The organism is Pseudalkalibacillus sp. A8, assembly GCF_045920555.1.
Taxonomy (GTDB): Bacteria; Bacillota; Bacilli; order Bacillales; family Fictibacillaceae; genus Pseudalkalibacillus.
In genome coordinates this window covers 2,648,304-2,671,279 of record NZ_CP174509.1, presented here as the reverse complement: position 1 = coordinate 2,671,279, position 22,976 = coordinate 2,648,304, and the positions used below count along the sequence as shown (strand labels likewise).

At 36.1% G+C, this 22,976-nt stretch carries 15 protein-coding genes and 1 pseudogene; 3 read left to right on the top strand and 13 right to left on the bottom strand.

The features are described 5' to 3' along the window. Positions 1–687: 687 nt before the first annotated feature. The 4 genes from ACJROX_RS13820 to ACJROX_RS13805 form a co-directional block, all read right to left on the bottom strand. Positions 688–3,183: a family 43 glycosylhydrolase gene (locus tag ACJROX_RS13820; protein ID WP_408011284.1), complete on the bottom strand. Its 2,496-nt coding sequence runs from the start codon at positions 3,181–3,183 to the stop codon at positions 688–690. Between the two features lie 352 nt (positions 3,184–3,535). Next, positions 3,536–4,582, bottom strand: coding sequence for a galactofuranose ABC transporter, permease protein YjfF (gene yjfF / locus ACJROX_RS13815; protein WP_408011283.1), 1,047 nt, complete (start codon positions 4,580–4,582; stop codon positions 3,536–3,538). Further along, positions 4,563–5,582 (bottom strand): ABC transporter permease, encoded by a 1,020-nt coding sequence (locus ACJROX_RS13810; RefSeq protein ID WP_408011282.1) that lies wholly within the window; start codon positions 5,580–5,582, stop codon positions 4,563–4,565. Before ACJROX_RS13810 ends, yjfF begins: the two co-directional genes overlap by 20 nt. Further along, the gene (locus ACJROX_RS13805; protein ID WP_408011281.1) at positions 5,563–7,092 is read right to left on the bottom strand and encodes a sugar ABC transporter ATP-binding protein; all 1,530 of its coding nucleotides are present in this window, start codon (positions 7,090–7,092) and stop codon (positions 5,563–5,565) included. Before ACJROX_RS13805 ends, ACJROX_RS13810 begins: the two co-directional genes overlap by 20 nt. Before the next feature lie 264 nt (positions 7,093–7,356). On the opposite strand from ACJROX_RS13805, the gene ACJROX_RS13800 reads away from it, so the two are divergent. Continuing rightward, positions 7,357–7,524 (top strand): helix-turn-helix domain-containing protein, encoded by a 168-nt coding sequence (locus ACJROX_RS13800; protein WP_408011280.1) that lies wholly within the window; start codon positions 7,357–7,359, stop codon positions 7,522–7,524. 44 nt (positions 7,525–7,568) lie between these two features. On the opposite strand, the gene istB is transcribed toward ACJROX_RS13800, so the two are convergent. Both istB and istA read right to left on the bottom strand, forming a co-directional pair. Then, positions 7,569–8,342: an IS21-like element helper ATPase IstB gene (gene istB, locus ACJROX_RS13795; protein ID WP_408010163.1), complete on the bottom strand. Its 774-nt coding sequence runs from the start codon at positions 8,340–8,342 to the stop codon at positions 7,569–7,571. Further along, positions 8,339–9,871, bottom strand: a complete 1,533-nt coding sequence (gene istA / locus ACJROX_RS13790) for an IS21 family transposase (protein ID WP_408010164.1) — start codon at positions 9,869–9,871, stop codon at positions 8,339–8,341. Before istA ends, istB begins: the two co-directional genes overlap by 4 nt. A 332-nt stretch (positions 9,872–10,203) precedes the next feature. On the opposite strand from istA, the pseudogene ACJROX_RS13785 reads away from it, so the two are divergent. After that, positions 10,204–10,616, top strand: a pseudogene (locus ACJROX_RS13785) (transposase); the annotation flags it as partial. A 92-nt stretch (positions 10,617–10,708) separates the two neighbouring features. On the opposite strand, the gene ACJROX_RS13780 reads toward ACJROX_RS13785, so the two are convergent. The 5 genes from ACJROX_RS13780 to ACJROX_RS13760 all read right to left on the bottom strand — a co-directional run bounded on the left by ACJROX_RS13780 (position 10,709) and on the right by ACJROX_RS13760 (position 19,384). Next, the gene (locus ACJROX_RS13780) at positions 10,709–12,595 is read right to left on the bottom strand and encodes a substrate-binding domain-containing protein (RefSeq protein ID WP_408011279.1); all 1,887 of its coding nucleotides are present in this window, start codon (positions 12,593–12,595) and stop codon (positions 10,709–10,711) included. Beyond that, the gene (locus tag ACJROX_RS13775) at positions 12,588–13,787 is read right to left on the bottom strand and encodes a response regulator (RefSeq protein WP_408011278.1); all 1,200 of its coding nucleotides are present in this window, start codon (positions 13,785–13,787) and stop codon (positions 12,588–12,590) included. The genes ACJROX_RS13780 and ACJROX_RS13775 overlap by 8 nt, the downstream gene beginning before the upstream one ends. Before the next feature lie 36 nt (positions 13,788–13,823). Beyond that, entirely contained in the window at positions 13,824–15,506 is a 1,683-nt protein-coding gene (locus ACJROX_RS13770; RefSeq protein WP_408011662.1) for a sensor histidine kinase, read from the bottom strand. Between the two features lie 241 nt (positions 15,507–15,747). After that, positions 15,748–16,764 (bottom strand): ABC transporter substrate-binding protein, encoded by a 1,017-nt coding sequence (locus ACJROX_RS13765; protein WP_408011277.1) that lies wholly within the window; start codon positions 16,762–16,764, stop codon positions 15,748–15,750. A 1,324-nt stretch (positions 16,765–18,088) separates the two neighbouring features. Continuing rightward, positions 18,089–19,384, bottom strand: coding sequence for a CapA family protein (locus ACJROX_RS13760; RefSeq protein ID WP_408011276.1), 1,296 nt, complete (start codon positions 19,382–19,384; stop codon positions 18,089–18,091). 408 nt (positions 19,385–19,792) lie between these two features. Here ACJROX_RS13760 and ACJROX_RS13755 point away from each other — a divergent pair, with 408 nt between their 5' ends. Further along, the gene (locus ACJROX_RS13755; protein ID WP_408011661.1) at positions 19,793–19,999 is read left to right on the top strand and encodes a tyrosine-type recombinase/integrase; all 207 of its coding nucleotides are present in this window, start codon (positions 19,793–19,795) and stop codon (positions 19,997–19,999) included. Between the two features lie 66 nt (positions 20,000–20,065). Here ACJROX_RS13755 and fumC read toward each other — a convergent pair whose 3' ends face one another. Together fumC and ACJROX_RS13745 are read right to left on the bottom strand one after the other, a co-directional pair. Then, on the bottom strand, positions 20,066–21,436 hold the full coding sequence (gene fumC / locus ACJROX_RS13750) for a class II fumarate hydratase (protein WP_408011275.1): 1,371 nt from the start codon (positions 21,434–21,436) through the stop codon (positions 20,066–20,068). Between the two features lie 38 nt (positions 21,437–21,474). After that, positions 21,475–22,827, bottom strand: a complete 1,353-nt coding sequence (locus ACJROX_RS13745) for an MmgE/PrpD family protein (protein WP_408011274.1) — start codon at positions 22,825–22,827, stop codon at positions 21,475–21,477. Positions 22,828–22,976 lie beyond the last annotated feature (149 nt).

Genomic DNA, 22,976 nt, shown 5'->3' with positions numbered 1-22,976 from the left:
AAAAGTACCCACTCTTGACAGTCCTGAAACAAGCAAGTCATTTTCAGTCGTTAGTTGAATGGTAATAATTATGGATAGCAGGGGCCGTATCATAAAGCATTAGGCTCAATGTCCGGTTAATCGGTACTTTACCTTGTGCTTATGATTCTGATCGTATTGCTAGTTTATCGCCTTCACCAAAGGTATGTCACATAGATTTTGTTCTCCAGTTTTGATGTAGCTGGCTTCTTCATCCTCACGCTTTTGGAGTCACCGTATTATTTTGAGAAAAACGTGTTTAGACACAATTAAACCGACTACCTACACGTTAAATAGTCGGTTGTTTGGTTTATTCGTTTTTGGTTTGTATCTCCTCTCTCGAAGTGGTCGAAGATTATCGAGAGTAATGCGTTGTTTTAGATTCCACACTTAATCACCTGTTACTCGCCCTTGTTATTTAACTTATTTGACGGACTAGGGCAGGACCGTCTCACTAGACCTAAAACGAATGAGCCGACATTAGAATTGGTTGATTTACCATTTTTTCTAAAATAGGCTTCATCGTTCAGCTGCTGGTTCTATCCCTAATAGAGTAGAGGATAATCCTCATTATTTGTTAAATACTTTTATCTAATTCTATATTCTCTAGAAAATAAAAAATGTTAAAAGAGGATGTCCGAAATTATAAGGGCACCCACACTCTGAATACTATGATTCTATTTCCAACATCTCTATTAATGATTTAGCAATACTATTAAGTTTTTCTTTCGCATCCTCAGTTATAAATTTATTTGTCTCTTGATTGTTTAAATGTTGCAGGAAGTCATTCATTTTCTTAGTCGCTTGTTGTTTATTCCCTTTATCTAATTGTTGTTTTGCTTGATCAAGACGATTGTTTAATTGAGCTGCTAAAGGTTGATCAATTTTCCCATCTGCTTCATAGTCATAAATAAGTTGCTTAAGTTTTTCTATTCTCATCATTTCTGGTGTTGGATTTGGTACATCTGCCTTATACATCGTTAAATAATCCAAATTCACATTACCTATACTACCACTATCAAAACGATAACTGATTACATTTTTACCTTCTTGTAAGGTCAAACGTTCAGAAGCCGTAAACCATTCATCCCAGCTGATTGCTGTTTTATCTGGTGTAATGGTTTTGACATGTACGCCATTTACATATACATTGATTTTTGCTCGAGCCGGCAATTGTGTCGTAGGATGATTTGTAGATTCCCCATCCACCTGTTTACCATAAGCATATCTTACACCTACGATATAATCACCTTCTTCTTGTGCATTGACAACAACACTTGCTTCAGCACCAGGTTTTTCCGGTAGATTAATATAACCAGTTCCCTGGTAATTTGTATGGCTGTTGTCTATTATAATATCACCATAGAGAATGGCGTCTTCTGCTTGATACATATCACCTTGTCCTAAATCACCAGAAGGCAATTGTTGCCATTCATATGGAGAAACAGGTTTGCCAAAATCAGGTGTTCCATCTTCATTCCATCCGAATTTCTTAATATTTACTTGACGCCACCAGTTACGTTCAGTATCTTGATATACACGTGAATGATAAATCATCCAATCTTCCGTACCATCGGGTGATTTTACAAAACCTGCTCTGCCAGGGCCGGATACATCACTGGTCGAAACGAAAACATCATTTGTACGGCTCCAAGAATCCGGGTTTAAAATATTTCCATTTGTATTCATTAAATAAGATAAGCGATATCCATTGGATGCATAATCACCTTCCGACACTGTTATAAATACTTTTCCATCTCTTTGTAATATACGAGGACCTTCCCCACCGCCACCTAAGATCGTACGATCTGCTGTAATCGTATAAGGGTTATCCATTGGAGCAATGGCCGGGCCGATTGGTTCTCCGTGGCCTAAGGTACCCCAAACAGCATAAAGTTGTCCATTATAATCAATTACCGTAATGTCGTTTGCTTCTTTATACTCCCCATTTTCACCAGTATATAAGACACCTTTATTGATATATTCCCCCTGTGGATTATCAGTAACGGATTCCAAAACAGTTGCCATATGTTTGTAACCATAATCTTTTATGTCGGCACAGTAATAAATATACCATTTGCCATCAAAGTAGAAGATTTCCGGAGCAAAAATACGGGTTTCTGTTCCTTTTGAATCATATACCATAACCTTTTCACCCTGATCTGTCAGGGTACGGGATTTGGATACATAAATTTTATTGTTAGAGTCTAAGTTACTAGAAGATACAAAGTAATAAAATCCGTCTTTATACGTTACAAATGGATCCTGTCCTTGATATAATGGATTGTTAAATTTGTTATATACAGAGGAACTTGTGACTCCCATTTCTTTCATAAAGTCGGAACGAGCAATAGATACGGTCTCAATCGCCTCTATTAATAATTGTGCCTTGTCTCTATCATTAATTTCTTTGTCATCAATCGTGTCAAGCAATTCCTGCACAGTTTTTCTTGTTTCATTTAAGTTATTTAATACGCTTTCATTTACTTTGTCTGCAAAGTTTTCTGTTAAATAACCTATTTTTTGAATTTCCGCTGTCAAATCAGCTTTTTTAGTTGAAATAATATGATCTATCGGCAAATAAAGTGCTGATTCTGGAACGATTTCTCTTTTCTGGCTCGCACTTTCCCATTCCATGTGAAGCCAGGAAGCGCCCCAGCCTTGTAAATATTCAACTTTAATATTATAATGTTTTCCTGCTTCCAAAGAAACTGGAGTACTAACTTGTGGGACTTCCCATTTTTGCTGCCAAAAGTCAATGATCAGCTCTCCATTAATCCAAAGTCTAAAGCCATCATCACCTTCCATATAGAATCTGTAATCTTCTGTATATTCTGGTACTATAGTACCTGTAAATCGTGCAGTATTATAGTCGGGTGTACCGGAAAACTCATTAAAAATACTTGCAAAGGAGTCTCCATTTAAATTTGCAACAGCTCTTTTTCCTCGAAAATCATCGAATTTAAATACACTAATATCTTCTCGATTCTCAGGATTTGGTTCAACCTTAAAAAATTCCCCCATTAATCCGTGACCATCCATCGTTGGATCTGCAGCTTGAACATTCGTAGGTATGTTGAACGTACCTGAAAAGAGGAAGATTACCATCAGTAATCCTAACAATCTCTTCATAATTTTTCCTCCTTCATTTAATTTTACTCCCATTAGGGAAGCATATAAACTTTTTTCACACATTAATTAAATTGAATTGTTTGTAAACACCATCTAGAGTGCTTAATATTTACTAAAACATTTCCCCGTTGATCAGTACTCTGTATTGCATTCCTAGAGTCTATTCGCTTGTGAACAGACCCTAAGAAATCACCTATAACGATTTACATTCGAATCCCTTTCATTTTGAATCAACCCCCCTTAAATAAACGGATAGCTTTTAAAAAATCCATCAAGCAAAGAAGACCCAATTAATGGGCTAAATTGAGACTTCTAATACGTAAACCTAGAGTACAAGGATCAAATCTTATTTAGAAAAAATTAATACCTTAAATTGGTCATACACCTATTTGTATTCAGTAGACATAGAATGGGACTGAACCTGTATATTACCAGGCATTTTTTCAAGCCGAATGACTTTCCTTTTTCCTCTTCGTATAACGATTAATCGTTGTAAGAGAATGAATAAAAACAGTAGGAAACCGATTGCAATTTTTGTCCACCAAGAACTAAGGGTACCCTGAAACATAATAATAGTCTGGATTATTCCCATACTTACTACGCCAAGTGTTGGTCCGATTAAATAACCAAATCCACCGGTTAATAGAATGCCGCCAATCACACAGGCTGCAATCGCATCCATTTCCATACCCAATAAGTGCAGGCTATATCCCGATAGCATATATAATGTAAAAACTACACCACCTAAAGCAGAACAAAACCCTGAAAAAACATATACCATAATAGTTGTTTGTTTAACGGGTAACCCCATTAATTCGGCTGATTTCACATTACCGCCAATAGCATAAACATTTCGCCCAAATTTTGTAAATTTGGCTATATAGATCGCAAAAGCTACAACAATGATTGCAATGACTGCCCCTATTGAAATGTAACTATCTCCGATTAAATAGACTTTCGCTTGTGAAATAGTGCTATAGGTTTCATCCGTAATGACAATGCTATCCGTACTAATGAGGAAGCTTGCACCTCTTGCTAAAAACATTCCTGCCAGTGTTACAATCCAAGGATGCAAATTGAAGCGATAAATAAAATAACCTTGGAATGTACCGAAAGCGATTCCGATTAGTAATGTAAGAAAGATTACTAGGTACGCATTTAAACCTTGTTGCAACAACGATGCGGAAACCATGCTAATAAAGGCTACTAATGCCCCAACCGATAAGTCAATACCGCCAGTAATAATAACAAAGGCTAAACCGGTCGATACTATTATTAAATAGGCATTATCGATAAATAGATTTAGAAACACCTGTGTACTAAAAAAACCGGGAAAGGAAAAGGACCCATATCCGTATAACAAGACAATTAATACGATCGTAGCAATTATAAAAATATGATTCTCTTTTATATTAAACTTGAAATGCTTCATGAGATGACACCTTCTTTTTGTTAAACTGCAGAAATAGTTTTCTGAACTCTTCGGACTGAAATAGACACACAATGATAACGACAAAGGCTTTCACGACCATCACAATTTCCGGATTTATTCCGACAGAATAGATTGTTGTAGATAGTGTCTGAATGAATAAAGCCCCAATCACTGTTCCGCCAAGGAAGTATCTTCCGCCACGCATCGAAGTACCACCAATAACAACTGCTAAAATGGCATCAAGCTCAATCCATAATCCAGCGTTATTTGCATCAGCACTACTTACATTTGCACTAACAATAATACCTGCAATAGCTGCACACACCCCGCAAATGGTGTAAACGAGCAAGATAATTTTCTTTGGTTGAATTCCTGCAAATTTACTTGCAGTGATGTTATTACCAATGGATTCAAGAAATAATCCCATTGCCGTCCTTTTCTTCATGTAAATCATAATGAGAAAAATGACTGCACCAATAAAAATCGGAAATGGCAGTCCAAATAAAAAACCAGAACCAATATATCCGTAAATATCATTATCAATGGTTAATATTTGTCCACCAGTTATTAATTGGGCGATCCCTCTACCTACCGTTAGAAGAATTAAAGTGGCAACCATTGGCTGTATTTCAAAAACAGATACCAATATACCGTTCCACAGCCCACAGACAATACCAACGCAAACTGCTGCAATTAGAGCAACCCAAACCGAGTAGCTTTCCATCATATAAGCAGCCAATGCCCCTGAAATAGCCAAAACAGATCCAACCGATATATCAATTCCCTCTTTTGCAATAACTAGAGTCATACCAATAGAAATAATTAATAACGGTATTACACGATTTAAAATATCGATTAGACTTCCAAATAAATGCCCATTCTTAATCTCTATCGAAAAAAAACCCGGAATGAAAAGGAAATTTAGCAGAAGAAGTACGAATAATGCAACAAGCGGCCAAAATATTTTTGTTTGAGTAATCTTAAACAGCACTCGTTTCATTTACACTATCTCCTTCCGCTATCATATCCATAATTCTAGATTCGCTCACTTCATCGCCTTGTAATTCTCCAATCTTCATACGATCACGTAACACAACAACTCTATCACAGCAAACTACCACTTCTTCTAACTCTGCAGAAATAAACAAAATGCTTATTCCCTCAGCTGCTAAATCTAATATTAACTTACGGATTTCTCTCTTCGACCCCACATCAATTCCCCGCGTTGGTTCGTCTAATATTAATAATTCAGGATCCGTCGCTAACCACCTTGCAAGGATAACCTTCTGCTGATTCCCTCCACTCAAATTATCGATTTTTTGTTCCATACTAGGTGTTTTGATTCTTAGTAAATCAATAAATTTTTGGGCGATTTCCTTTTGTTCCTTCATCGGAATGTAATTAAATAATCCTCTCTTTGCTTGTAAACCTAAGACAATATTCTCTCGAATCGTCAAATCGTTCACAATTCCCTCTACTTTCCGATCTTCCGGACAGAAACTTAGGCCTTTTTCTATCGCAACTTTTGGATTCATCGCCCGGATTGTCTCATGATCAATAGACATAATTCCTTCATCCGCTTTTTCTATTCCAAAAATCAGCTTAGCAACCTCGGTTCTTCCCGAACCTAACAATCCTGCTAACCCTAAAACTTCTCCTTTTCGCACACTTAAATTAATTGGATTAATCGTTCCTTGTCTTCCCAAATTATCGGCATTCACAAAAACTTCCTTACTAACTTCTCTTGATGTCTTGTTATCCTGATTAGAATCTTCTCCCCATTCTTTCCCAATCATCTTAGAAACAAGTTCTGTTCTAGAAATTTTTTTTGTCTCATATTCACCAACTCGTTCACCATTTCTTAACACCGTGATTCGATCCGTAATTTCAAATATCTGATCCAAAAAGTGGCTAACGAAAATAATACCCATACTTTCATTTTTTAAATGACGCATAACCTCAAACAACTGCTTCACTTCATTTTTATCGAGACTAGATGTCGGTTCATCAAGTATTAATACACCACTTGAAATATCAACAGCCCTAGCGATCGCAACCATTTGTTGAATAGCAGTGGAGTAGGAAGATAAAATTTTGGTAACATCAATGTTAATATTTAATCGTTCGGAGAGTACCTTTTCAGCTCTTCGATTCATTTCTTTCCAGTCAATTCTTCCCTTTTTTTTCGGTTCTCTGCCAATGAAGATATTTTCAGCAACAGAAAGGTTTTCACACAAGTTTATCTCTTGATAAACGGTACTAATACCTAAACGCTGTGCATCCTGGGTAGACGTTGGTTCAAACTTTTGACCTTTCAAATAAAAAGTACCTTCGTCTTTTGCGTGCACGCCAGTTAATACCTTAATTAATGTCGATTTGCCAGCTCCATTCTCTCCCATAAGAGAGTGAATTTCTCCTCTTCGCAAATTAAAATTTACGTTAGACAATGCTTTAACACCCGGAAAAGATTTAGAAATCCCTTCAGCCTTTAGTAAAATAGTTGAACTCATTTATTACACCTTCTTTATCACTGGTTTACAAGGGCATGTAATCGAACGTGAAATAAGCCTTATAATTAGTATAGATAAGTGATTATTATATGTATTTAAAAAAAAGGGTCTTTTTTTATAATTTTCAGTCAATGGAATTAAAAATAACACCTTTTCAATGAAAAAAAATGCCATATCACGGTGGAGAGACCTAGTTAAATGAGACAGAGGAAAAAGTACCCTTGTAGTCGTATTTAGTAATACGTTTATAGGTGGTGTTTTTTTATGGGGATAAAGAGAGTGTATTCAGAGGAAGTAAAACCAGAGGTTATCCAACTTAAATTAAAAGGAGGATTTTCAAATCGTGAAATTATGGACAAGTATGGTATTAAAAATGTTACTAAAATCAAAAGATGGATGCAGTTGTACCGTGAAGGTGTAACCGTCAAGTAGAAATAAACAGTTTTCCACAATTAATTTTCAACAGTTTCCACCAATTAAGATTCAACAGTTTTCCCATCAAATAGTACTTTCCGATATTTCATTCTGATACTGTCCTGGTTCTCGTCAAACATTAATATTTCGCTTCGGTGAAGCAGGCGGTCTAGGATCGCTGTCGTAAGTGTGTGATCGCCTAGGAACTTTCCCCATTCATTAGGTCCTTTATTAGAAGTAAGGATAAATGCTGCTTTATCATACATTTCATAGATAAACTGAAAGAAAAGATGAGCGTCCTGTGGCTCGTAAGCCATATACATGACATCGTCTATGATAATAAGATCAGATGAAGTAATTCGTTTATATCTGGTTTTAGATTTACTAATGTACTCCTTGGACTTCAAGATATAAATAAGTCTTTCCATAGAGACAAAGGATGTCTGGTATCCATGCTCAATCGCATGAATACCTAGAGCTGTTGAAAGATGAGTCTTACCAACGCCCGTTGGGCCCATCATAATGAGTGTAAAACACTCATCCACCCAAGTCAGTTCTTTTAGAACGTTAAGCTGCTTTTCTCCAATCGCCGACTGTTCGTTTAAACGGAAGTCTTCAAATGTAAGAAGTTCAGGGAACTCAGCCCACTTCATCAGCTTCTCACTGTTTTTTCTTTCCCGGCACCTCATTTCATAACTAAGTACCTCATGGATAAACTCATGGTAGGTCCAGCTTTTTGCCTCAGCTTCTCTAAGAAAATTGGGAAGCTCTTTTGCCGTCTCCGCCAATCGCAGAGTTCTGCATTTTTCCTGTAATTCAATATAAGGGTGGCTCATTTTCTCCCACCTCCTGAAAGCAATGAAATGTAAATATCTTCTTTACGTTCGGGTGCTGCCAAGTCTTTGTATTTTTCATTTAAATGGCCAACCCTGTCACTATTCTTTTGTCTCTGAATCTCCAAAGAGATGGCAATATCCCTTAAATCATTGGCACTGGTTAATTTCAAGCGTTTCATTTCAAGTACAGCCTGAACGATAAAAGCTGGATACTTGAGGCCAACGGACTGCACGATCTTTAACTGGTCAACCAGGTGGCGAGGGTAATGACTGGTTAGTGTCTCAATTAACCACCTAACGGTGTCCTGGTCATTGATCATATCCTCAGTTTGCTGAATTAAGAGATCTCTTTTTGTTTTACTACGCTTCTTGTGTGAGGGATCAGATATAACAAGTCCTCGCTCGTTAGAAAGAAGGTGCTTAGCCAAGACACTGCCATTCTGTTCTAGCCGGATGTATAAGTAGTCCTCATCCGTTTGAATATAAGCAATGTTGGAAGCTCCTCTTCGATAAGTACCGAGAGGGACACTATAGCGATTTCCTTTATACCGGATCACATTGTCCTTATGTATAGTTCTTGTTATACTAGACACATAAACATTTTCGAAAATGTAAGTACCATGGACCTTCTGTAGGTGTTGCTTTTCCAGGGCGTGCACCTCAGTGGGTCTTTTCTTTGTATTATGATGGACTTTATAATTCGCCGTCCGTTTCAACCATTTTAAACACGATTCCTGCCAGTCTGTCAGATTATCAAAGATTCGGTTCTTTGCGAAATTGTTCTTTACGTACTTTACTACCTGTTCAATTTTCCCCTTTGATTCAGGATCTGACTTCCTGCAAAGGTAAACCTTAAACTTCCTGGTCTGTTGGTACCTGGTGAATTCAGCCGTCATAATTAAGTCTCCCGCATTTTCGCTGACTGCCAGTAGACGATCTTGGTCATAGACAATTTCCTGAGACATTCCTCCAAAATAACGGAAGGCATTCTCATGCATGTGAATCACATCGGCTGCCCGGAAGGGCCGATCCAGCCATTCCACATATTTATATCGAGAGTGCGAAAGCACGAATCCGATAAAATAAAGTCGTTTCCAATCCTCTTTGGTAGTCTGTACTCTGAGTTCTCCACAATCCACCTGAATCTGTTGTCCCATAGGTATTTCAAGGACTGTACCATAATCACGCTGAACAGTTTGTTTAGGTATAAAATACGCATCTCTTATATCATTTACATAGTTTCTTACTGTATTTTCTGCAACTCCCTTAAAATTTAGTTTTTCTTCCAGCCAATCATAAATCTGTGCTCCGGAGATATCAGGATGTTTCTTAACCCATTCCACAATCTCCTGATGATAAGGATCTAACTTCTTTCCTCTGCTTTGAAGGGATAACACAAACTGGTGAAACTCTTCTGGACTCATCTTTAAATATTTAATCACTCTATTCCTCGAAATATTTAACTTCCTTGCGATTGCACTATTGGAGAACCCATCGCTATGAAGCCTATGAATCTCACTATATATCATAAACCTTTCCACTCTCCCAATTCCTCACCTTCAATAGACTAACTTAAGTATATTGAAAGTAAGGTGATAGGGGTAAACTGTTTATTCTTATTTGTCGTAAACTGTTCACTCTTATTTGTGGAAAACTGTTAATTCTAGTTTAGCGTTTACAGAAGGTTAACGGTATTGTCTAACTCAAGTAATTGGGAAACCATATGGGGTTAAGAAAGGAACAGAGGAATTATCCGAGATTGACCATCTAAAGAGACAAGTTAAACATTTAAAAGCTCAATTAAAAATCTTAAAAAAGTACCAAGCAATCCAAAGGAGTTGCCAATAGGTTAAACTAGGAGTTCAAAGCGAAGAAACCAAATGAAAAATGGGTAACGGTATTACTTATCTTCCATTAGGGTGGTCAATGATGTACCTCATGCATCATGGATTTGTACAACAATGAAATCATTGCTTATCGCATCAGTCATACCGTGGTCATTCTCCATAGTGATCAAGGATCACAATATACATCCTATGCCTTCCAGAACTTAGCCAAAGAAAATGGCATTACTATAAGCATGTCCATAAGGGAAATTGCTTTGATAATGCCTTCATTGAATCCTTCCACTCCACCATAAAGTCGGAAGCATTCTACTTTCAGCCAAGAAAGTTCGTTACAAATTCTATTGTAGTTGAAAGAGTTGAAAATTTCATTAATTATTACAATCAAATACGACTTCAGAAAAAAACTAAACTACCTGTCCACTATTGAGTATAGGGAACAGATATAGCACGGGGCTTTTTCTGTGTCTCAAATTAGTATGTCAGTCCACGATACTAGGGCTCTGTTTTTTCACACTGACCTTAATAGTTTCTCTTTTTCATTTCCTGTTTTGCTTCTTCCTGGGTAAATGTTTCTTCAGAGGTAATAATTTTCATTGGAATTTCTTTCCCCATCTTAAGATCTTTAGCAGCCTTCATTAGTTGAGGCCCCAATAATGGATTACATTCAACAGAAAAATTTAGTTTGCCTGTACTTAAGGCTGCAAAAGCTTTTTGGGTTGCATCAATTGAAATAATTTTAATGTCGGTACCAGGCTGCAGTCCAAATTCTTCAATGGCTTCAATCGCACCAATCGCCATATCATCATTATGTGCATATACTACATCAATTACATGACCATAACGAATCAAAGCAGTGTTCATCATTTCTTTTCCTTTTGCAAATGTAAAATCTCCTTGTAAAGATTCTAAAATTTGATAGGTTGGGTAACCCTGTAGTACTTCCTCAAATCCAAGTTTTCTACCGATTGCTGGACCCGAATTTCTAGTGCCCTCCAATTCAATAATATGTGTTACATCTTCGGTCTCATTATTTTCATTGACTAGCCATCGAGCAGCTCTTCTTCCTTCCTCAACAAAGTCTGAACCGATAAACGAAGTCCATAATGAAGAATCATTTACTTTGATCTGTCGATCGGAAAGAATTACAGGAATTCCGGCATCCTTTGCTTCTTGCAATACTTCTTCCCAGCCATGTTCGACCTTAGGAGAAAATGCAATGACATCTACTCCTTGTTCAATAAATCCCCTTATAATTTCAATCTGCTTTTCTTGGTTATTATAGGCATTTTCTAGAATAAGGTTTACACCTTCAGTTTCGGCTGCTGTTATAATCGAATCCGTATTGGCAGCTCGAAATTCACTTTCGTTACCAACTTGTGCAAAACCTAATGTCACCTCGATATTTTCCTTTTTTTGAAAATGGATCTCTTCATCTTTTTTTTGTAGGTACTCATTTACGTTTTTTCTCGTCACTTGGTGATTTCTTAAAATTATTTTTTTAGGAATCTCCGTTTCTTGATTAAGAATTTCCATTGCATACTGAACAGCTTCTTTTCCACCCGTAGGTGTAATAAAGGTTGTATCAATTTTTTCCTCTTTTATTAGTTGTAAGCCGCCATTTGGTTTATTTACTCCATCACTGCCGATAATGATAATATCTTTAACGTTCAACGCTTTGATCGCTTTATATGCACCTAATGCCATTGCATCGTTATGTGCATAAATCAAGTTAGGGAGATTTAACCGATATTGCAGTAGTTCCTTTAACCTATCTTCGGCTTTATCCCTTTGCCAGTCTGCAACAACTGAATCGGTAATCTTATATTCTGACTTTTTAAGTATTGTCTCTCGAAAACCTTTACTCCTCTTCTCCGCTTGTTGAGCACTCGTTACTCCTTTTATTTCAATAATATTTTCTCCTTTATCACCTAATAAATCCATTGCCGCTTCTGCAGCCATTTCCCCAATGAAATAATGGTCAGAACCGATATACAGTGTATAGTTGTACCCCTTAACTCCTCTTCCAAGAACGATAACAGGAATTTCTTCATATATCTTCGAGATCACAGGCGTTAATGCAGTAGAATTATCGATAGATACAATTAAGAGATCAATTCCATAGGCCTTTAATGTATGAATATCTTCAATTTGTTGTTTCGTGCTTTGTGCAGCATCTGTATAAATGACTCGTATATTGTTATATTTCGCAGCTTCGGTACTTAATTCCTCATGCATTAGCAATTGCCATGGTTCAAGTAAGTTTGGTTGTGATACACCAATAACATAGTCTATTTCTTGCTCTTCTTCACCCTTTCCATCAGTAATTGAGTAATTGTATATTAAAAGGATTAAAAAACCGATACTCGCCGCAAAAATTACAGTTCGATAACCTATTTTTTTACTCATTACTCTTTACACCGCTCTTATAAACCATAGGTGACATTCCAATTACTTTCTTAAAGGCACTGCAAAAGTAATGTTGTGTACTATATCCAACCATATCAGCTACTTCATAGATTTTTAGATAGGGGTCTTTTATTAGCATCAGTGCTTTATTGATCCTGACTTTTGTAAGGTAGTGTACAAAAGATACACCTAGTTCATTCTTAATTTGTTTACTTAAATACGTAGGACTTACTGGTACAACATCAGCCACTTCTTTTAACGAAAGCGAATGCTTATAATAATGTTGATCAATATAATCTTTAGCCAGTACGACCATTGGGGATAAACTATTATATGATTTTATTTCCTCTATTAAACGATTATATTCATAAGGGAAATCCATGAAGTGATTGAGCATTTTCTCCCCACAAACAATCACCTTACCTAAAAATTTTTCTGCATATTCTTTAATCTCTCTATTTCTATTCATTAGCTGTTCTATCGTAACGTTTGGTTTAAGAACAATAATATTGCCGATATTATCCTCAAAGCATTCAACATTTGGGTGCGCTTTCAAAATATCTCGGATAATATTTTTTAATGAAAATGTTACCAAACTATCACTCCAGTACTGTTCTGCTCCACTGTTACCAATCTCTCTTACGACTTTGAAAACTGATATCCCAATATTACCTTCTAGTTTAATATCCAGTAATTGGAACTTCTTGTTCACTTCTTCTTTTGTACTTAGACCTGAACTCCACTTTTGTAAAAATTTTTCTTTTAGTAATGGTTTATTGCCTTCTAATTGCGATTCACGTTCCTTACTTCTACTGTTTTTTTTCAATTGCTCCGTTGCTTTTTTCACTGTTTTTTTTAGTTCTTCTTTTTTAACAGGTTTTAATAAATAGTCAAACGCGTCCATCTTTATCGCTTGTTGAGCGTAGCCAAATTCATCATAGCCCGTTATGACAATAAATATCGCGTCTGGAAGATGTTTTCGCAAATGGCTCATCAAATCTAATCCATTTAGAAACGGCATGTTGATATCAACGAATAATATATCTGGCTTTTGTTCCATTGCCATCTCCAATGCAATTTCCCCATCTTCCGCTTCACCTATTATATGAATAGAGTAATCTTCCCAATTAGCTGCATGTCTTAGCCCTTTTCTGATCGTTGTTTCATCCTCCGCAATTAATAACTTCCACATAATTACCCCCCCCACGAAGAAGAATTTGTATGCGCTTTACTTTTTCTTAATCGGAAGTACCGCTATCACGGTTGTCCCTATATTGTATTCACTATATACTTCTAATCCATATTGGGACCCATACGACAACTTTATCCTCTCATTTACATTAAATAAGCCATAACCTTTTTTGTGTTCACCACTCACGTTTATTAATGAATGGTTTAATCGATGTAAGACATCTTTCTTAATGCCAATTCCAGTGTCCTTAACAGACAACATAAGCGTATGATCTTTGTTCCAAATACTAATTGAGATCTTTCCTTTGCCTCGTTTATTTCTAATTCCATGATAGATTGCATTTTCTACTAAAGGCTGTAAAATTAACTTTAGTACTTGATAATTCTTTACCGTTTCGTCAACATCTAATTCATATTCTATTTTAGATTCATACCGAGTCATTTGAATTGTAAGGTAACTTTTAATATGTTCGACCTCTTCTTCTACCGTTATAAATTCATTCCCTTTATTTAATCCAATTCTAAATAAGGTTGTAAGTGCATTAACCATTTCTACAATTTTGTTAGCTTTATACTCCATTGCCATCCATTGAATGGTATCTAATGTATTGTATAAAAAATGAGGTTTAATTTGAGCTTGTAATATTTTGAGCTCTGCTTCTTTTTTGCTTTTTTGTTCTTTATAAACTAAATCAATAAGTCCTTCAATTTCCTGAATCATCCTATTATAACTGTTACCTAATTGACCAATTTCATCGTTATACTTTGAATGGAAACGTAAGTCGAACCGTCCTTCTTCCACATTCCCCATTAAAGTCTTAAGTTTTTTCAATGGCTTTGTAATTGTGCTTGCAAAAATCAAAGATACAATCGAACTGATTATTAAAGTAATAATAGCAATGATTAATGTAAAGCCTTGAACTTTAGAAACTACCTCTGTCGTTTTATCTATTGAAAACACACCGACAATTTTCCAACCTATATCAGGAACTGTATTATAAATAATTTGAAAATTGTCATTGTCAATTTCTTTTTCAATTGGCGGAGATACTTTCTTTTGTATCCAGTTAGGATGGATGCGATAAACGATCGGATTTACCGGTGAATAGACAACTTTGCCTTCTTTATCCATAATAAATACAAATCCACTTTTTCCAAGCTTGATTTGTTCTATCACGTTTTTCATGAAATCAAGTTTTAAATCAACTAGGATTACGCCTATAACTTCTTTAGTTGAAGGATTTTCCACTGCTTTGGCAAGTGATAAGACGTTATTAACTGGATAATTCGATATATTTTTGAGATTTCTTCCAATTGGCTTACTTATTAACTGAATTTTTTCAGGTGATTGTATTGCCCTTATGTACCAGGACTCTTTCGTAAGTGGATCTCTAGAGAAACGATGCATTTCATTACTAATATATTTGTCGTACTGATTCACCAGTATGATTCCTGCAATTTCCTGATGCCGCTCTTTATAAAGATAGATTTTTTCATTTGCTGCCATCTTTAACTTTTCTGATGGTTTTTTTTCTTTCATAAATTGTTCAATGACGTCTTCATTAGCTAAATAATACATAATATTTTTATTCTCTTGAATAAGTATCTCAATGTTATTCCATACCTGGTCAATCATCTGATACGTGTGCATATTCGCTTCTTCTTCAATTGCTTTTTTGTATATTTCCCCCCCAAAAAAACTTAATGTTATGATACACAAAATAATAATAATAAAAAAATAGAATAATAGTTTAAATCGAATACTTGTGTTATTAAAATGTGATATCAATTTTAAACTATTAATTGACTCTCCCTCTCCCCTGTAATATTTTTTAGTACTATTAACAATTCGATACTGAATTTCAGTAAGTTTTATAAAGTAAAATATATTTTTTTTAAAATAGATCCAATGTGAAAATCGAAATTGTTGATCAACAATTTCGATTTTTTTACATTGACTATTAGTATTTACGTGATGGTAATGCTGCTTCTGCTTCTTCTTTCCCTACAAAAACCTCTTCTTCTGTTTTAATCCATTTTTCAATTTCTTTTCCTGCATGTAGATCTTTCGCCGCCTGGGCAAGTTGTGGTCCTAACAATGGATTACATTCGACGATAATATTTGATTTCCCTGCAATAACAGCTTCAAAAATATCTTTAATACCATCAACAGAAACAATTTTGATATCTTCCCCTGGTTTTAGTCCATATTCTTCAATTGCTTGAATAGCACCTAAAGCCATATCATCATTATGCGCATAGACCGCATCGATATTTTCTCCATCCGATTTCAAAAATGCTTCCATAACTTCTTTACCTTTCGAACGTGTGAAATCGCCGGATTGAGATTTAATAATTTTATAATTCGGGTGTTCTTTAATTATATTTGCAAATCCTTCCATTCGGTCATTCGCCGCACTTGCTCCAACTGTTCCTTGTAACTCTACAATATTTACTTGTGAATCTTTACCCATTAGTTTAATCAATTCCTTAGCAGCATTTTCACCTTCAACAATAAAATCAGACCCGATAAAACTTGTATATAGTGATTCATCTTCCACATCGATACCGCGGTCTAACAAAATAACCGGTATTCCAGAATTCTTAGCTTCCTGTAGTACAGTTTCCCAGCCGGACTCAACAACAGGAGCTAATGCAATTACGTCTACTTTTTGAGCGATAAAACTTCTAAGTGCTTTAATTTGATTTTCTTGTTTTTGCTGAGCGTCAGAGAATTTTAATTTATATTGAGGATCATTGCCTAATGTTTCTTTAATTGATTCTGTTTCTGCAGTTCTCCAGCCACTCTCCGCCCCAATTTGTGAGAACCCTACAACAATTTTGTCTTCTTTAGCTCCACTATCACTACTACTGCCTTCATTGCCTGAACCAGAGGATTCACTATTACACCCTGTTAACAAAAAAAATACCATCAAAGTTGCGAATAAAAACATCCTTAACTTTTTCGTTCGAGCCATTTTCTTCTCCCCCTTTTTTATTCCCCTTTAGAATACAGTTAAGAGAAGAAAATGTATTTATAATAAAACATAATTATTTATACTTTTCAGTCTTTTTAAAATTTATTCTCCTTTGATAATTTAACTGTAGCTGGTCCAGGGGTGAACAGTTTAACGGAAGGGATCATATGTCCAGCGCCCATACGTTCTACCCTAGCTACAGATAAAATATAACCTATTAGAAATAGGCCAATCAGATATAAAAAACTTGATGATCTTTACCGTATTTTAAAATAAAAAGAGATATGATAATTTTTAGTACACGTACTAATAAAAATGAACCTTTTTTAAAACATAAATTCAAGAAGCTACTTCCGAAAGGGAAAGTAACATTAAAACAGCCTCCTCTAAAATAGACAGCTTTTATATAGTTATGCTGCTAAGAAGTAACCTCGGAATTATGATATGATTCCCTTATAGTAGACAGAAAAAAGAAAGTCATCTAATACATGGCAACTCTTTTAGTTATCAATCCAATTTCAAGTAGGAAATTTCTTCATAATGCCACCCCTTAAGCTATTTTTATTCGTTACGCCTATTCGCTCTACTCTATCATCAATTTATTTGTCTTTATCTTTCCCTATATTATTCTTCTTTGATCAGTAAAATTTTACTTTTCCGAGTGTCCTTATTCTAACTGATTCTAAGATTTTCATAAATTTCCCTACCCTTTTGTAGGTAGAGATGTATAAATACCAATCCACTCATCAAAATAATCACCTAATTTCAATGTGAAGGATTACGCAGCATCTGAAACAAATCAATGTAGTTTTTGGGTTCTAAAGCCTCTATACTCAAACTCAATATGTGTTTCAAAAGTAACTCATTATAAAAAAGATGATAATAGAAAAGATAATAGTGTATCGACCTACCTCGCAAGCCATTAAAACAGTTAAAGACAAGGCATTATATTTTCATGCTCTATGGTGTAAGTGTGGCGCTGCTTTGATGACTCCCTCAGTTAGATACATTTATCTCTCGAATGCTCACTTATTCGCAGGATTTCAAACCACTTGATAGAACAATAATGGATGAATGAAGTGAGTTTTAATAGTTTTGGCTACATGAAGGCGTACGGAAATAGAGGAGTAAGTAGTAGACTCCAACTTTTACCATATAATGCACGTATTCTCCACGCCGCCCCTGGAGGCTATCCCTCCCATGTCTCAACGGGTCTAAGCCCTCTCATTCCTTCGTCATGCCTATCCAAGGGGTGGAGGCCGGTTTTGCTAACGGAACGGGTCGATGCCCTTTGGTTGAACACATCCAGTACTCCGTGCTTTCACTAACTTTCTAAAACAAATTTCCCCTTCCCATCTTCAATATTTATTTTAGTTCCATAAGGTAGGCTTAATAACTGTAATTCTTCAATTATAGTTGTGTCAGTAGATAAGGAAGGCCATCCCCGATTGTATCTTTTTTGCCCATAGCCTAGTTCAATAGGATAGATATTAAACTCAACCAATCCTTTTCCATCCATTTTCAAAACAGGGATAATCGACTTCCATACCTTCGGGTTCGTTCCTAAACCAATTGTATTATTCTCACTACGTTTATCTATTGCATCCGCTACATTTGCATCACTAGTTAACTGATATTTTTCATAAAAATCTGATGGAAGGGTTTCTATACTATCATTTTGGAATATAAAGTTTCCTAAACTATAAAAAATCGGTCTATTTTTATAAATTTCAATCCCTCTTAAGATGTGAGGACCATGCCCAAGAATAACATCTGCACCTTCATCAATAAACTTTCGGGCAGCTTTTTCAAAAAAATCCGCTGATAACTCTTTATTTGCCCCTTTCATTTCGTGGGAATGGATACTTACCAAAACATAGTCTGCTTGTCTTCGTGCTTCTTTTATTCGCTTGATAATCCTATATAAATCTTTTTTATAGGGATTTGTTTCCTGTGCATATGATTGGGCTTTTGCAAACCGTAATGAACCAAAGAAAAAATCATTCTCTTCTACTTCAAATCCCTCTTGTATATCAAGGTTTCGTTTAGCATTGACATCCGTTCTTAAAGCAATATTTTTTAATACTTCAATGTCAGATTCCTTTACATAATGGAGTGATTCAAACCTTAAAGGATTAATTCCTGGTCTTCCTATCGTATCTGGACGGCTTTCACCAGCCCTCCATGATTCATGAAAGGTAGAAGTGGCACTAATTAATGCAACCCTACCATTTGGGGTCTCTAGATAAACGGGTCGGCTAGCTTCATGCAAATTTTTCCCGACTCCTGCATGGAGAAAACCGTATTCTTCGATATACCGTTTTGTCGCAAACAAACCACCATAGGAGTAATCCATGGTGTGATTGTTAGCCCAAGCCAGTATATTGAATCCATATGCCTTTAGGTCTTCTAAAACAGAAGGTGATGCCATCGCCCATGTGCCACCACTGAATGCAGACGGAAAACCTTCTTGATTGTGAAGGGTCACTTCCAGGTTCGTAAACCGAACATCTCCCTGGCTGATAATGTTTTTCACATTTTGAAACGATAGAAGATCTGTTGAGGGGTGCCTTCTCGTAAGAAAAGTGTCCCCGGTTGCTGTTAAAGTCAGTTCATTCATCATACATCACCTACTTCAGAAAATTGGCACATATTTGGCACGAAATTGGCACGTTTTTTTAAGATACATTCGTTGTCTGAAGTATGATTAGGTTTTATCAATTCCTTATCAGCTTCGTGTTATTCTCGGACTAGTCCAATTTTCTTCAGTACCCATAAATTGATTTAAAAAGGAATATTGAATTTAAAAGCGAATATTTACATCATTAGGAGTGGAGATATGGGCGATAGTGGAAGTTAGACGATTCTTATACTGAACGCTATTGGTTGATGGTCATCGGGAAGAACGATAAACCATGTGAAGTTGTGATTTTTCATAAAGCTTTTCATCTATTGATTAAGTTACGGGAACGTAAGGGAATGAGCACGAAGTTGAATCCCTCGGATCAAAGCTACCTATTGACCACAAATAAAGGAAAGCCTGCAGCACAGCGAAGACAATATTACACCTCACTTCTTTCGTCACTTTTTTAACTTGTACTCCCCTCAACAAGGATTATCGATTTATGACATCCAAAGGACACTGGATCATGAAAGTATAAGAACAACTGAGATTTACCTGGACAAGTTCATGAAAAATGAACGTACAAATAAAATTCTATGCAAAAACATTTAGCATAACTAGTTACACGACTGTATAATGAGAAGTGAAAACCACATATTGTGTCATAGGAATCACCTCTCATCCGATCATTTTTGCTGGGTCGACCCACTGATCATATTCCTCTTCTGTCAAATAGCCTGTTTTTAAAGCCGCTTCCTTGAGAGAGGATCCTTCTTGATGGGCAAGCTTGGCAATTTCAGCCGCTTTTGTATACCCGATATGAGGGTTCAAAGCAGTTACAAGCATTAGAGAGCGTTCCATTAAATTGTTAATGACTTCTTCATTGGCTTCTATTCCTTCAATACAACGTTTGTTAAAGGAATCGACACCGTCTGCTAATAGCTGGATTGATTGCAGAACGTTATAAATGATAACCGGTTTGAAAACATTTAGTTCAAAGTTCCCTTGACTTGCTGCAAAACTGACCGTTACATCATTACCGAAGACTTGAGCGGCAATCATCGTAATTGCTTCAGATTGGGTCGGGTTTACTTTTCCTGGCATTATTGAACTTCCTGGTTCATTAGCAGGAATCGTAATTTCCCCTAATCCACTTCGAGGGCCACTTGCAAGCCAACGAACATCATTTGCAATTTTCATAACATCAGCTGCAAGAGCTTTAAGAGCACCATGGAAAAAGACTAATTCATCATGACTTGTTAACGCATGAAACTTATTGTCGGATGATTGGAATGGAAAGCCCGTTTGTTTTCTTAATTGCTCAGATACTAATTCCCCAAAAGCTGGATCAGCATTGATCCCTGTACCAACTGCTGTTCCTCCAATAGCTAAATTTAATAAATGTTCCTTTGATTTTTCAATCATTTCAATACTTCTTTGTATCATGGTCCGCCAACCTGAAATTTCTTGCCCGAGTGTCAACGGCGTTGCGTCTTGAAGATGAGTCCTGCCAATTTTTATAATTGGCATAAATTTTTGCTCTTTTTCTATTAGAGTCTCAAGAAAAGCCTTTAATGATGGTAATAACTTTTCTTCTATCGCTGTGTATGCCGCAATATGCATGGCAGTTGGGAATGTGTCATTTGAACTTTGCGACATATTGACATCATCATTAGGGTGAATCAACTTCTCCTCATCCGATATTTCAGACCCGCGTCTAGCAATCACTTCATTTACATTCATATTCGATTGTGTACCGCTACCCGTCTGCCAAACAACTAATGGAAATTGATCATCCCAATTACCTTGGAGGATCTCATCGCATACTTTTATGATAGGCGTAGCTTTTTTACTATCAAACTTTTTAAGATTTTCGTTCGTGACCGCTGCCGCCTTTTTTAGATGTGCAAATGCATATATTAATTCAAGGGGCATTTTTTCCTTACCAATTGGAAAATTTTCAATACTACGTTGTGTTTGTGCCCCCCATAGCTTATCTGCAGGTACTTTCATTTCTCCAAGAGTATCTTTTTCAATTCTATAGTTCAAAGGGAACTCCTCCTTTAGGACATATGGTTTCGATTAAATTATTTTGAAAGAAATATACTCTCAACTTGACTCCAATCAGTACTTTCAAGGTTTAATAATAATTGGTAGAGCTGCTCCTGGTCCTCTTTTACCATCGTGGAAGTACAATCGGAAAACTTTTGGTACAGTTCTTTCTCTGATAATGGTCGATTTGGATGTCCAATAGGATATTCTACTTTTTTATTATATACCTTATCCTTGGTGAAGATCTGAACTTCAGAGAATCTTTCATCAGTTCCTGTTCCTTCAACCTGCTTAGGGTGAATACTCATTTCTACTTTAGAACTTAATTCTTGCACTTGAGGATTTTGTATATTATCCACTGAAAAAGTGCCTAAGTTTAAATTTTTGATCGTAATTCCTGCCGCCAGACAAAATTGCATACTAAATTTTGCCTCAAGTCCGGTTTTTGGATTTGGGTAAATTAAAACAGGAGGAACTTTATAGTGAACATCTGTATGAATTTTTTCGATTTCACTTATATCCAAATTATTTTCATCTGCTAGTTCGATCACCGCATCAATAGAACGGTGCGTAAATGCACAACAAGGATACTTTTTAATTATAATGCCGAACTCTACCAATTCCCAAACTTTTCCTAATTTGAGAATCGAAGAGAAATCTTCTTTTTTACTGCTCATAATGCTATCGATTCCCATTGGATTACTAAAAATATCGTCTGTAGCAGTAAAATTACTAGCTGCTAGCTTTGTAGCCATATAAGCGTGCATAGCAGTAAATCCTGTATGGATCGGTTTAGTCATCGTACCAAAGTTTTTACGAGTACCACTTGATAATGAACTAGCTACCCCAAAAGCATACTTAATTTGTTGGCTATTTAATTTTAAAATTTTAGCTGCAGCTGCTATAGCGCCGTAGATGCCGATTGTTGATGTTGTATGCCATCCGTTTTTGTATTGTGAAGGGCCAATCGCTTCCCCAATACGTCCTTGAACCTCAAATCCAATCGCATAAGCTTCGATCATGTCTTTTCCATTTAGTTGTTTCTCTTTAGCTAACCCTAAAATAATTGGAATTAGAGCGACAGATGGATGTCCGTGAAAAGTAAAGTTAACATCATCGTAATCCAAAACGTGGGACATTGTACCAATGAGAAATGATAAAGCAACCGGACTACTTTTAAAGGCTGTATAGAGTGAGGAAGGATATGTTTCTTGTTGAAATAAATCAGGAAGCATGTTTTTCACAACCTCTGAGTTTTCATCCCCATCGGCTGCGACAGTAACCCCAAAGGTATCGATAAACGCCTTTTTAATCACTTCCTTTGCTTTATCAGGAATATTATCAAAATTTGTTTCTTCTATAAACTGACATATATGATCCATATACATATACGTTACTCTCCTATCGCATTTATTTACTTTTTCAGAAATATATTTATCCGTTTACATTCAAAAGCTCTTTTTAAAAAAAAGGGTAACTCCTTAAGCGATCTGAACTCACAACTACATACTCCGTCAATCAGTATATCGCTTTGTGG